This is a genomic window from Megasphaera massiliensis (assembly GCF_000455225.1).
GTDB classification, from domain to species: domain Bacteria; phylum Bacillota; class Negativicutes; order Veillonellales; family Megasphaeraceae; genus Megasphaera; species Megasphaera massiliensis.
In genome coordinates this window covers 111569-124069 of sequence record NZ_HF954532.1, presented here as the reverse complement: position 1 = coordinate 124069, position 12501 = coordinate 111569, and the positions used below count along the sequence as shown (strand labels likewise).

Sequence of the window (12501 nt, the reverse complement as noted above, 5' to 3'; positions counted from 1 at the left end):
AAGCTTTCTTAGTGGCCGCGTTGTTTATAGTACGGGCGGAAGGTGCGGCGCTGCCGCTTCGGTGTCTGTTTAAGCTTGAAGTAGTTGTGTTTTACGGTGCGGTTTTTTTCGTCCGTAAACGTATTGACTTCAAAGAGATTCAACGATTCGATGAAGGGAACGAATTTCTTGTACCCGAAGTTGCGGACGTCGAAGTCGGAGAACTGTTTGCTCAGGAGATTCCCCAAGGTGCCGGAGAAAATCCATCCGTTGTCGTCGGAGTTTTCTTCGGTCAGTTTGATGAGGGCCTGGCGGATGGTTGAGAAGTCTTTTCCGGGCGTCTTGCCGGAAGAAGGAGTCTGTTCTGACGGAGACGGAGTATGTTCGCTTTCCGTTTCACTGGGCTGGGTTTCCACAGGATGAGTTTCAGCTTCGGCTTTTTCCGGCTTTGCAGCATCCGCTTCCGGGGCTGTTTCTTCATGTTCGGCCTGTTCGATATCGTCAGCATCGTGTTCTTCGGCTTCTTCCCAAAGGACGTCGAGGTAGAGAAACTTGTTGCAGGCTGAGATAAAGGAGCGGGGCGTCTTGCTTTCGCCCATGCCTAATACGTACTTTTGCGATTCCCGAAGGCGCGATGCCAAACGGGTGAAGTCACTGTCCGATGATACGATGCAAAATCCGTCGAGATTGCTCTGGTACAATAAATCCATGGTGTCGATGATGAGGGCCGAGTCCGATGAATTTTTGCGGATCGTATTGCTGTACTGCTGGATGGGCTGGATGGCGTTGTCGAGAATCGTGTTGCGCCATGAAGCCATCTGCGGCGTCGTCCAGTTGCCGTAAATTCGTTTGTAGACGACGTTGCCAAGGTTATTGGCTTCCGAAAGGATGACGTCGATATATTTACTGGAAATATTTTCGGCGTCGATGAGAACGGCGAGTTTCATTTCTTGATTCATAGTTGTTTTACCTCTGTTTTCATTACGTTTCATCAATACATATGGCCTTAGCGGATAAATTCAAAGCGAAATTTCCGACCCGGTGTAATGGTGTCGATGAGAAATTCTTCTTCAGGCAGAATTTTCGCAGCTATATTAGTCCGTTCTTCCGGCTCAAGTTCTCGTTTTACAATCTGCACTTCGCCCATGTAGCGCAGAAAATCGACATTGTCAATGGTGATGTCGCCGCGGCGAAGACTGCGGAATCCGGCACTGTCCGGTTCGACGATGCGGCCGTCTAAAAGGCTTCGGCTGTTGCCGGCGCGGACGACGTCGCGTGACGGGTCGGGGCGGGACGTAAAGGTATGGGACAGGAGGTCCTGCACATAGGGGTCGCGGATTAAGAATCGGGCTTTTAGGACGACGACGCCTGTTTCTTCCCGGCCGGCGCGGGACAGTTCGCGAAGCTCCGTAAGGGACGGCCGGTCGTCGCCGATGAAGACCGACTGCAGTCCTAAGGCGGCCAGATGGCGGGCGGCCAGACTGACGGGCTGACGGCGATGTTCTTCGAGGGTCGGCAGTCCTTCTGATAAGGGAGCTCGGCGTCCCTCGCTGCTGGCAATGAAGGCACCTACGGAAAGCCCGTAGGATTGGAGCAGGTTCGTCTGGGCGATGAAATAATCGCGGTCAAGGCCTGTGTGCGGCCTGGGGTAGAAGTTGTGCAGTCCGTCGACGGCTTCCAAGCGAGCTCCTTTTTTTTGTAGCTCTTTCAAGCTGTCTTCCGTCAAGGTCGAGGCATTGAGTTGTACCTGGATGACCTGACTGTAGAGGGCTATTTTTTCGGCATCGAAGCCGTCGTCGAAGCGAACGGTCGTAATGCCGAGCTTGGCAAGTTTTACCGGTTCAACACGGTCCATTCCTAAGAGGGCTGCCGAGGCCGGAGAGATGTCGGCGACGACGTCCATGCTATTTTCGCGGGCTGATGCCAGGACGGCCTCCAGTTCTCGATGAAAGGCTGCGACATCCGTTTCAGGAATATGGAAAGAGGTGAACAGACGGTGAATGCCCAAGGCTGCCGCTTCTTCAATAAGTCCCGTTTTTTCTCGGATGCTGCCTCGGAGGCCGGGGTAGATCGAAATGCCTGTGTCCATTTATTCATCCTCCTTTGGATCATCAAAACCCAGCAGATATGTAGCTATGAAGCCGGCTGCATAGGCTGCCAAGAGGCCTAAGAGATACATGGGGATGTTGTCTGTTCCGGCAGCCAGGGGCAGGCCGGAAATACCAATTGTGGCAGCGCCTACCATATAGGCTGCCTGGACGGCTCCGCCGACAGCACCGCCGATGCAGGCCCCGATGAAGGGTCGCCCTAAGGGGAGTGTAACGCCGTAGATGAGGGGTTCGCCGATGCCCATGAGGCCGACCGGGAGGGCCGAGGCAATGGTCTTTTTCAACCCTTTGTTTTTGGTTTTCAGATAGACGGCCAGAGAGGCTCCGACCTGACCGCCGCCGGCCATGGCCAAAATCGGCAGCAGGATGGTCACGCCGTAGCGGGACAATAATTCCGCGTGAATCGGGGTCAGCCCTTGGTGAATCCCGACCATGACCATGGGCAAAAAGGTCCCGCCTAAAATAAAGCCCGTCAGGGCCCCGCCGCTTCCGATGGACTTTGTGGCGGCATAGCCGATGGCTTCAGATAAATAGCCGCCCAAGGGCTGACAGATAAAGAGGGCCATGAAGGTCGAGATGACGACGACGGCTAAGGGCGTGATAAAGAGGTCGACCATGTCCGGAACGATGCGATGGAGTTTCTTTTCAAGCCATGATGAAAAGAAGACGACCAAGAGGACGGCGATGATGCCGCCCCGGCCGGGAACGAGATTATCTCCGAAGAGCGTAATCTGTGCCAGACCGGGATGACTGAGGACGGCAGCCATGACGCCGCCTAACATGGGGGAGCCGCCGAATTCCTTGGCAGCGTTGATGCCGACGAAGATATTCAGTCCGAAAAAGGCAGCGTTGCCGGCAATGGCCAGCATTTGAAATAAGGGCCCGGCAGCCAGGGTCGGGTCGACCTTCACGGCGATATTGAGCAGGCCTGTAATCAGACCGCAGGCAATAAAGGCCGGAATGATGGGGACGAAGATGTGGGCGATTTTCTTTAAGGCCTGTTTGGCCGGGGTCGCATTTTTCTGTCGGATTTCTTCGTGCAGGGCTTTGCCGTCAAAGGGGCTTTGCGGACTTCCTTCTGCAGGCTTTTTTGCCGATGGCTTGCTGTTACTGTCATCATCGACGATTTTGGCAAAAGCCTGATAGAGTTTCGTTGCCTTTCCGGGGCCGACGATGATCTGCCATTCGTCGCCCGAACGGTTTACGCCCATGACGCCGGGAAGTTTCGCCAGGTCTTCTTTGGTGAAATGCTCGTTCGTTACGGTCAGGCGCAGGCGGGTCATGCAGTTGTAGGATTTTTGGATATTTTCGGAGGGACCGGTGAGGTTATAAATATCCCTAGCCAGTTTATCGTAATCCATGGGAAGCCTCCCTGATTACGGCAGCGACGTAGCCCTTCGCTGCCGCTAATTTGGCGTCTGCTTCTGCGGCAGATAGGCCGAGGAGTACCATGACGATAGCTGTTTTGGCATGGCCGTTACTTTCTGTCAAGGCGTCGATGGCATCCTTTCGGCTGCAGCCGGTGGCGGTCATGACGATGCGCCGGGCTCGTTCTTCGAGCTTCTTGTTGGATGATTTTACGTCGACCATGAGATTGCCGTATACTTTTCCTAAGCGGATCATGGAACCTGTCGACAGCATATTGGCAATCATTTTTTGAGCCGTTCCGGCCTTCATCCGCGTCGAGCCGGTGACGACTTCCGGGCCGACGACGGCACAGAGGTCGATATCGGCACAGGCCCCGATGGGGGAGTTTGGCGAGCAGTCAATGGCAATGGCAGCGGCGCCGATACTTTTGGCATAGGTCAGGGCGCCGACGACATAAGGCGTTCTGCCGGAGGCGCTGAGGCCGACGACGACGTCGCGGGCGGTAAGCTTTTTTTCTCTCAAATCGGCCTGCCCGAGGTCCGACGAATCCTCCGCCCCTTCTTTGGCTCGGAAAATGGCATCATAGCCGCCGGCGATAAGGCCTTGGATCTGTTCGGGGTCTGTGCTGTAGGTTGGCGGACATTCGACGGCATCGAGGATTCCCAATCGGCCTGACGTGCCCGATCCGACATAGAAAAGACGGCCGCCCTGACGCAGCCGGTCAGAAATGACGTCGACGGCACGGGCAATGGCCGGGATGATTTCCTTTATGGCTTCGGCAACTTTATGGTCTTCATCATTGATGACGTGCAGCATGGCCTCCGTCGAAAGCCGGTCGATCTGTTGACTGTGAGGATTTCGCTGTTCCGTTGCCAGTGATTCTAATTCAATCATAGTATTCCTTTCTTACCTTCTTTCCTCGGTGATGAAGAGCGGTCTTGGCGGCTCTTTCAGGAAAGGTCTCTATATATCTAATTATAGAGAGTGTTGACAGTAGTTGCAATAGGGCTTTTTTTCGGAAGGCATGCCTTTATTTTTTTGCTGTTTCATGGTATTATTAATCTGCATGCAGCAGGCCTGTGTGTCATGTGCGCCCATAGCTCAGCTGGATAGAGCAGCAGTTTCCTAAACTGCGTGTCGGATGTTCGAGTCATCTTGGGCGCACCATTTTTTTATTTGTAAATTATATACTTACTATTAATCCATAATACTATTACCGGAAAGGTGGGTTTCCTCATGTCTGATATGAAGGACCGAGTTGCTTCTTTCCATGAAGAAGTCATGCACGATGCCGATTTTACGCTGCCGGAGGCGATTGCTGAAGCCAAACGCTGCCTCAACTGCAAAGTTCCTCAGTGCCGCAAGGGCTGTCCGATTGAAAATGAAATTCCGCAATTCATCCATGCGTTGACCTTGGGGGATTTTGGCGCAGCTGCTGCGCATATTTATAACCGCAGTGATTTGCCGGCCATTTGCGGCCGTATCTGTCCGAGAGAAAAGCAGTGTGAAGGCCACTGCATCCTCGGCAAAAAAGGTCAGCCCGTTGAAATCGGAAAGCTCGAACGCTTTGCAGCAGACATGGCCCTGGAAGGGAAATTTATGGATCAGCCGGTCAGCAAGAAAACAGCCGGAAACGTTGCCGTCATCGGCTGCGGTCCTGCCGGTATGGCAGCGGCTCGTGAACTGGCTAAGCGCGACTACGATGTCACCATCTATGAAGCCGCTTCTCATCCGGGCGGTACCATGACCTACGGTATCCCGACTTTTCGCCTTCATAAAGAGCTCTTGCAGCGAGAAGCCCGGGCCCTGAGCGACATGGGCGTTACCATCGAATACGGTGTTAAAATCGGCACCGATAAGAGCCTTGACGAATTGAAATCGTCCTTTGATGCCGTCTTTATCGCTGTCGGCACGATGGATGGCTGGAACCTCGGCGTTGACAATGAAGATGTGGAAGGTATCGTCGAAGCAGAACCGTTCCTGCGTCAAGTACAACTGGCTCAGGACGGCGAATTTGACCCGGAAAAACTGCCCGTCCGGGCAGGCGATAAGGTCATCGTCATCGGTGCCGGCAATGTGGCCATCGATGCGGCCCGCACGTCCCTTCGTCTCGGCGCCGACGTTACCATCGTTTACCGCCGGGCGGAACGAAATATGAAATGCCTGCCGTCTGAATATGAAGAAGCGAAAGCCGACGGTGTCCGCTTCCAATTTTATTCGGCACCGAAGGCTGTCCTTGGAGAAGGCCGTGTGGAAGGTCTTCGTTATGAACGGCAGCAGATCCTCGAAGACGCTACCATGGTGCCGACGGGAGAATTCGGTGTCGTACCGGCCAATAAGATCATCGCAGCTATCGGTAATAAGCCGGAACTTCCGGTCATCAAGTCCTTCGGCATTTCTTCCAATGACGACGGCTATATCGCCGTCAAGGATACGCCGTACGGCATGACCAGCAAGGAAGGCGTCTTTGCTGCCGGTGATATCGTCCACAAACCGCAGACCGTCGTTTTAGCTATGCGCGAAGGACGCAAAGCGGCAGAGGGCATCGACCAGTATTTAAAGGCTAAAAAAGTAATGGAAGCTGTAAAAGCTTAGGGGGCAAATAGGATGAGTGAGTTGATTCGTCAGATTCTTAATACGAATGAAAAGTTTGTTAAACAGTCCTTGTCACAAGGAGGTTTCGACGACGTCAGCAAATATCCGCGCCGCCACCTGGCTGTGTTGACTTGTATGGACACACGCCTTTTAAATTTTTTGGAACCGGCTATGGGCCTCGTCCGCGGTGATGCCAAAATCATCAAAGTCGCCGGCAATACGGCCTTTGAAGACTTCGACAGTGTCATCGGCAGTCTGATGGTTGCCGTTTACGAACTCCATGTCCATGAAATTATCGTCATGGGTCATGATGACTGCGGCATGCTCCATACGACGGCCGACAGCCTGTGCCGCCACATGGTGGAAGAAGGCATCGATGAAACGGCCATTGACGCTATCCGACCGCAGCTTAAGCAGTGGGCTGACCCGGTTACGGACGTCGATACGTCGGTCTGTGATACGGTGCGCCGACTGCGGGCGAATCCCTACTTACCGAAATCCCTTACGATTTATGGAATGGTCATCCATCCTCATACGGGCGAAATCCGTGTTGTCGACGATGGAGAAGACCGGAAATAGGAGGTTTTATGAGTTTAGTAACCCAAAGAATGGAAGAACACGCCGCTGTCTTAGAAGCGACGAAAGCATTAATTCCCGATATTGAAAAAGCCGGGGCTCTCATTAAAGAAGCCCTGGCTTCAGGCCACAAAATCCTCTTTTGCGGCAATGGCGGCAGCGCCGCCGACTCGCAGCACTTGGCTGCTGAAATCGTCGGTCGTTTTCAGAAAGAACGGCCGGCCTTCCCGGCTATCGCCCTGACCGTCGACACGTCGATCTTGACGGCCGTCGGAAATGACTACGGCTTTGATACGGTATTCCGTCGTCAGGTCCATGCCCTTGGTGAAAAAGGAGATATCCTGATCGGTATTTCGACGTCCGGCAACAGCGGCAACGTCCTCGAAGCCATTGAAGAAGCCCATGCGAAAGGCCTTACGGTTATCGGCATGACGGCCTATGGCGGCGGTAAGATGAAAGATGCCTGCGACATCTGCCTGGCCATTCCGGCTAAGGTAACGGCACGGGCTCAAGAAATGCATATCATGATCGGCCATATTCTTTGTGAAATCGCTGAAGAAGATATGTAATTAACGGACGACGCTTTGGAACTGCTTGTTGTCTCTGATCTTATCGAAATGACTCTGGGTCCGGGCAGCCTCCTTTACGGATTCACCGCCGAGGTCAATGGCTTGTTTTAAATAAGGCAGGGCTTGGTCTGCTTTTCCCAGGTCGCCGTAAATTGTCGCAATGCCGTAATAACTCCACGTGTTTCCCGGGTCGGCTGAGATGACATTTTTAAAGTACGTAATGGCCTTATCGTACTGGCCGTCGATTTTACAGGCCAGGGCCATGTTATACAAAGAGGCCATATCTTTTGGGGCTAACTGCAGGGCCTCTTCGATAAGGGCAATGCCCTGCTCAACGTCCTTTTTATTTCCCGTTTCATTGCCGCGCATGGCCAGAGTAACGCCTTTGTTGCTGAGAGCCTGATAGTTGTCGGCGTCGAGGGAAAGGGCTTTGTCGAAGTCGAGAAGGGCTTTGTCATAGTCTCCAGCCTGATAGTTTTTAATCCCTTCGTCGCTGGCGGCTTTAGAATCGGTCTTGATGGCCGGGGCAGAAGGGGCTTTCGTGGCCTGTATGGGCTTTGCCTGCTGCGATGATATCGGCTGGGGGCTGCACCCGCTGGTCCACACGGCGGCTGCGGCTAGGAGCAGGATTGCTGCGTATTTTTTATTCATCGTTATTTCTCCTATTCGTCAGTCTGGAAAACATATGAAACAAATCATTAATAAATGGGATATTCTCCTCGTTGCCGTCCTCCTCGTTTTATCCCTTATTCCGGAGGGTATCTTTTACATGACCGGGAATGATGCGGCTGTTCACGATACGTATGCTGTCATCCAAGTCGACGGCAAAATATATAAAGAAGTCCCCTTGTCAGGTCATCAGGGAACGGAGACGATTCCTATCAAGACGGACCACGGCTATAATCTGGTCGTCGTCAAAGATGATACCATTGGCATCGTCGAAGCGGACTGCCCGGATAAAATCTGTATCGGCGAGGGCTTTATCAGCCGTCCCGGGGCAACCGTCGTTTGCCTGCCTCATAAGCTGCTGATCGAAGTCAAGTCTGCCGGGGGCGGCGAACCGGATGTCATTCCGGCTCATTAGAGGTGGCTTATGAAAAAAACGTTTCGCATCATCATGTTGAGCCTGTTTATCGCTCAATCCTTAGTCCTATATATCGTCGAAGGCATGCTTCCCGTTCCTTTTATTGCGCCGGGGGCTAAGCTTGGCTTGGCCAATTTGATTACCGTCATCGCCATGTACTCCCTGCCGCGAAAACGGGATGTCTGCCTTATTCTCTTCGTTCGCGTTCTCTTGGCGGCCGCTTTTGGCGGTGGGATTAACGCATTCTTTTACAGCGTGGCCGGTGCTGTCCTCAGTTTAGGCGTCATGCTCCTACTCAAGGGAGTCGGGAAGTTTTCGATTCTCGGCGTCAGCATGGCCGGCGGCATCTTCCATAATTTCGGGCAGGTCCTCGTTGCCTCGCTGGTCGTGGCCAACCTTAAAATCATGCTGTACCTGCCGGTTCTGGCCGTAGCCGGAGCGGGAACGGGACTTCTCATCGGCATTACCTCGGTATTTACCCTGAGGCATTTGAAGAAACTGCCAATCTATAAAAGGATGCAGGAATAATTACATCGGATATGATGGCCTTAGGGCTGTAAGCTGACGGAGTCTATGATTTCGTCAGCTAATTTTATCTTATCATCCTTATTTTCATCACAGGCCACGACGACAATCCAGGTCACAGGCCCGTCTGAAAATCCAAGGAGGCGCGCCCGCATGGATCTTTTTTCGTAGTTAAAGGTTGCGCTGCGGACTACGGCGGGTTTTCCGTCCAGCGTCCGTTCTTCTTGCGTGGTTGAAACGTTTTCGGCTCCGATTTTGGCTAAGACCGCCTGTGTTGTCGTATCGACAGTCTGGGCAAGGTTCTGTCGGATGGCGTCTTCTTGTTTCAGGTGGAGGTCATCGGCCATTTTTCGGACGTCGATACGGTTGGTGTAAACGGCGATGTAAAGGCCGGCATCGTTTTCACCGTAGAGGCGACTGCCTTCATAATAAGGCTTGGCGGCGGGACTTACGGGAATGGGCAGGTCGAAGCTTTGCAGGTTGCCCGGTAATTTTATGGAAATAGCCGAACCGAGGCCGTCGACACGTTTTTCTTTTAAGGTGATGGTATAGCAGGCCGTCAAGGTAAAGGCCAAAATGGGCAGCAGTACGATCAGAATCAGAAATCGAATTCGCGTGTGAATCATAAAATACCTCGCAGAACGTAGACAGAAGACGATATCCGTTTTTCTTCAAACCGCTTATTTACGGGCTTCACGGAAGGCATCGGCCAGTGAGAAAGTAAGGGGCCCGGTGACTTTAGTAGCGTCGATGATAGGCTGCATGATGTGGCGGAATTCATCGCTCTTCTTGGATAATACATATAGTTTTGAAGTGTTGCGGGCATCCCACAAGGCGTCGTGCATTTGGCCGTCGAAGGTTTCGCCAAGGGTGCTGACCGCTTTATCAAGGGATATGACGTTGTCGAGCCCCAGAAGATTGCAGTAAATCTGTTGAAAATTCTGCCAGTGTTCGAGCATCCAGCGGACGCGTTCATCTTCTTTGGCATTGGTAATTTTGAGACGGAGTTCGCTGTCGAGCTGACGCCAGTCGTTTTCGCTCCAGGCATACATCTCGTAATCGTTGGGACAGCCTTCATTGCACCAGGTGAGAAAGTGATCGAAGGCTTCGGTGAAATGGGGCTTTCCCTTTAACATTTCCATCGTAATGCCCGTCAATTCTTGGCAAGTCTGATTCATGGCCGTCGTGTATTCCGGCATGACGTATTCTTTGTAGGCTGAGATTTCATTGCCTTCTTCGTCTATCTTGACGGCACCGATTTCGATGATTTCGCCCTTACACGTTCGGCGTGCTTCTTTTTGGTCTCGCCCGATGGGGTTCATCTCGAAGTCGACGAATACTGCTTTCATAGGTCAGGCTCCTTTCTGATTCATGATGATAATTTTTATTATACCATAATAAAAAGGCCTCGTGCAGAAGATATTATGCACGAGGCCTTGTAGTGTCTATCTTTTTTGAAGGCTGTCTTTTAGAAGCGATGGCTTAGAATGCCGGGAGAATCGTTCCTTGGAAGTGTTCGTCGATGAACTGTTTAATCGGGGCAGACTGATAAATAGCGAGGACCTTTTTGTAGGTTTCGTTGTTTTCATCGCCTTGGCGAACGACGAGTACGTTGGCATACGGCGAGTCCTTCGATTCAACGAGGAGGGAATCCTTCTGCGGGTTCAGACCGGCCGGAATGGCGTAGTTGGTGTTGACGCAGGCCAGGTCCGTGTCATCGAGAGAACGGGGAATCTGAGCGGCATCGAGTTCGACGAACTGGAGATTTTTCGGATTGGCCGTAATGTCCGTTACCGAAGCGTCTACGGAGTTGCCGTTCTTCAAGGTAATCAGGCCGGCCTGTTGGAGCAGGAGCAAGGCCCGGGCACCGTTGGTCGGGTCGTTCGGAATCGTTACCTTGGCGCCGTCGGCGACGTCTTTGAGATCTTTATATTTATGGGAATAAACGGCCATGGGCAGGATAATCGTCTTGCCGATGGAAACGAGCTTTAAGCCCTGTTTCTTGACGACGTTATCGAGGTAGGGCTGGTGCTGCATGGAGTTCATATCGAGGTCTCCGTCAGCCAGGGCCTTGTTGGGCTGGACGTAGTCGTTGAATTCGACGACTTTGATGTCGAGGCCTTGTTTGGCAGCTTCTTTAGCGACTTCTTCCATGACTTCTGCATGGGGACCGGCGGTGACGCCGACTTTGATTTCTTTCTTGTCACCGGAAGCAGCGGAATCGCTGGAGGAACCGCAGCCGGCGACAGCCAGGCAGGCCGTGGCGATGAGGAGGGCTGCAAAGACTTTTTTTACCGTTATTTTCATGTAAATCATATCCTTTCTGAAAGTAAATGGAAGTTGTCGCTCAAAAAGAAAAGCCGTCATTCAGATGACGGCTCGGATTGCGATTCGTTCATCTGCCGGTAATATACCGCTGGACTTGGCACCTATCCCGATTGGGGGTTGCCGCAGCGTCATCGGGCCATTCCCTCGGCTGCTCTTGATGAAAGACAATGTGTTGTTGATGGTGTATATAGTACCATTGAGAGAATACACTGTCAAGTCCTTTTTTGCTTTTCTTGAGAATTTTTTTGTCTCATGTTATAATGAACCTACTCATCGGAGGGCTTTATACCCGTATTGTATCAGGCTGGATAAGATGTCGCAGCAGCCATTGTCCGGAGGTCCTGCAAGTCCGTATATTTGCAGGTCGACGTAAGGGCAGTCAGGTCTGTTGTGGTTTTTTATCCGGCTTTTTTTGCGCACATAGCTTCGAGGTGATAAAATATGCAGTTTGAACGGGATTTACATTGGCAGATTTATTCGGCAAAAGCCTTTTACTTTATCGGCGGTTTCGGCTTTACGACGTGGGCGTCGCTCATTCCTTTCTTGAAACGGAACCTGGCGATACCGGCCGACCACTTGGGCTTTCTCTTGCTGGGAATCGGCCTCGGGGCCTTGATCATGATGATGCTGGCCGGTACCATTGCGGCCCGTCTCGGCTGCCGTCGTTCCTTGACCATCGCCGGCCTGTGCATCGCTGCCTTTTTGAATCTCTTGTGCTACATGCCGGCCTATGGGCTGGCTGTCCTGACGGCGGTCTGCCTCGGCGCTTCTTTAGGCCTCATGGATGTCGTCGTCAATATCAATGGCATCTTTATCGAACGAAAAGTTCGTACGCGCATCATGTCGGGCTTGCAGGCCATGTGGTCTCTGGGCAATTTCATGGGCGCCGCCTTCTTTGCCTTTTTGCTCCAATTCCACCTGCCCTGGCAGGGCGTAGCCTTTGCCAGTTCGGCTGTCATCATGGCCTGCGTTTTCTTTTTCGGGCCTCACTTGCACAATGAACGCCAGGCGGCTCAGAAACGGCCGCACTTCATACGGCCTAAGGGCCAAATCGCCGTCATCGGCCTTATTTGTATGATTGCCTTTCTCGTCGAAGGCGCTATCGATGACTGGAGCGGCGTCTTCATGACCCTTGAAAAGGGCATCGATATCTCCCGGTCGGGCTTGGGGCTGACCTTGTTTACGGCTTCGTCCTTCATCACCCGCCTGGCAGGGGATACGCTGACTATGCATTGGGGGCCGCGGCGCCTTCTTGCCCTGTCCCTGCCCATTGCCTTTTTGGGATTTATCGGACTCTTGACGATCAGCGAAGGCTGGCTGCTCTTCCTGTCCTTCATTTTAATCGGTCTCGGTACGGCCAACACGGTAC

General features: G+C 52.6%; 14 protein-coding genes, 1 tRNA gene and 1 riboswitch. Of the genes, 7 read left to right on the top strand and 8 right to left on the bottom strand.

Annotation, left to right across the window (positions count from 1 at the left end; genetic code table 11):
• Positions 1-8: 8 nt before the first annotated feature.
• Genes TX77_RS00710 through murQ form a run of 4 tightly spaced genes read right to left on the bottom strand, consistent with a single transcriptional unit; the run spans position 9 to position 4349 of the window.
• On the bottom strand, positions 9-938 hold the full coding sequence (locus TX77_RS00710) for an NYN domain-containing protein (protein ID WP_044502901.1): 930 nt from the start codon (positions 936-938) through the stop codon (positions 9-11).
• 47 nt (positions 939-985) lie between these two features.
• Entirely contained in the window at positions 986-2068 is a 1083-nt protein-coding gene (locus TX77_RS00705) for a DUF871 domain-containing protein (protein ID WP_044502900.1), read from the bottom strand.
• Positions 2069-3448, bottom strand: a complete 1380-nt coding sequence (locus tag TX77_RS00700) for a PTS transporter subunit EIIC (protein WP_044502899.1) — start codon at positions 3446-3448, stop codon at positions 2069-2071. It abuts the gene before it with no gap.
• On the bottom strand, positions 3435-4349 hold the full coding sequence (gene murQ / locus TX77_RS00695; RefSeq protein ID WP_044502898.1) for an N-acetylmuramic acid 6-phosphate etherase: 915 nt from the start codon (positions 4347-4349) through the stop codon (positions 3435-3437). The genes TX77_RS00700 and murQ overlap by 14 nt, the downstream gene beginning before the upstream one ends.
• 196 nt (positions 4350-4545) lie before the next feature.
• Here murQ and TX77_RS00690 point away from each other — a divergent pair.
• From TX77_RS00690 to gmhA, 4 genes are all read left to right on the top strand, one after another.
• Positions 4546-4622, top strand: a tRNA-Arg gene (locus tag TX77_RS00690).
• Positions 4623-4691: 69 nt separating this feature from the next.
• Positions 4692-6050 carry an NAD(P)-dependent oxidoreductase gene (locus TX77_RS00685; RefSeq protein ID WP_044502897.1) on the top strand — a complete coding sequence of 453 codons (1359 nt, stop codon included), beginning with the start codon at positions 4692-4694 and terminating at the stop codon, positions 6048-6050.
• 12 nt (positions 6051-6062) lie between these two features.
• Positions 6063-6629, top strand: a complete 567-nt coding sequence (locus tag TX77_RS00680; protein ID WP_044502896.1) for a beta-class carbonic anhydrase — start codon at positions 6063-6065, stop codon at positions 6627-6629.
• 8 nt (positions 6630-6637) lie between these two features.
• Positions 6638-7195 (top strand): D-sedoheptulose 7-phosphate isomerase, encoded by a 558-nt coding sequence (gmhA, locus tag TX77_RS00675; protein WP_044502895.1) that lies wholly within the window; start codon positions 6638-6640, stop codon positions 7193-7195.
• Here gmhA and TX77_RS00670 read toward each other — a convergent pair whose 3' ends face one another.
• A complete protein-coding gene (locus TX77_RS00670) occupies positions 7196-7846 on the bottom strand; it encodes a tetratricopeptide repeat protein (RefSeq protein WP_044502894.1) in 651 nt (216 codons plus the stop codon). It abuts the gene before it with no gap.
• Between the two features lie 34 nt (positions 7847-7880).
• Here TX77_RS00670 and TX77_RS00665 point away from each other — a divergent pair, with 34 nt between their 5' ends.
• Positions 7881-8279 carry a NusG domain II-containing protein gene (locus TX77_RS00665; protein ID WP_044502893.1) on the top strand — a complete coding sequence of 133 codons (399 nt, stop codon included), beginning with the start codon at positions 7881-7883 and terminating at the stop codon, positions 8277-8279.
• 9 nt (positions 8280-8288) lie between these two features.
• Complete coding sequence (locus tag TX77_RS00660; RefSeq protein WP_044502892.1) at positions 8289-8807, top strand: Gx transporter family protein; 519 nt, start codon at positions 8289-8291, stop codon at positions 8805-8807.
• Between the two features lie 20 nt (positions 8808-8827).
• Here the strand turns inward: TX77_RS00660 and TX77_RS00655 are convergent, their stop codons facing one another.
• The 3 genes from TX77_RS00655 to TX77_RS00645 form a co-directional block, all read right to left on the bottom strand.
• Positions 8828-9430: a hypothetical protein gene (locus TX77_RS00655; RefSeq protein WP_044502891.1), complete on the bottom strand. Its 603-nt coding sequence runs from the start codon at positions 9428-9430 to the stop codon at positions 8828-8830.
• Between the two features lie 54 nt (positions 9431-9484).
• Positions 9485-10153: a 3'-5' exonuclease gene (locus tag TX77_RS00650; protein WP_044502890.1), complete on the bottom strand. Its 669-nt coding sequence runs from the start codon at positions 10151-10153 to the stop codon at positions 9485-9487.
• Positions 10154-10286: 133 nt separating this feature from the next.
• Positions 10287-11111 carry a MetQ/NlpA family ABC transporter substrate-binding protein gene (locus TX77_RS00645; RefSeq protein ID WP_044502889.1) on the bottom strand — a complete coding sequence of 275 codons (825 nt, stop codon included), beginning with the start codon at positions 11109-11111 and terminating at the stop codon, positions 10287-10289.
• A gap of 85 nt (positions 11112-11196) precedes the next feature.
• Positions 11197-11296: riboswitch (SAM riboswitch) on the bottom strand.
• 277 nt (positions 11297-11573) lie between these two features.
• Here TX77_RS00645 and TX77_RS00640 point away from each other — a divergent pair.
• Positions 11574-12501 (top strand): MFS transporter (locus tag TX77_RS00640; protein WP_044502888.1); only part of this gene is annotated, 928 nt, incomplete at its 3' end.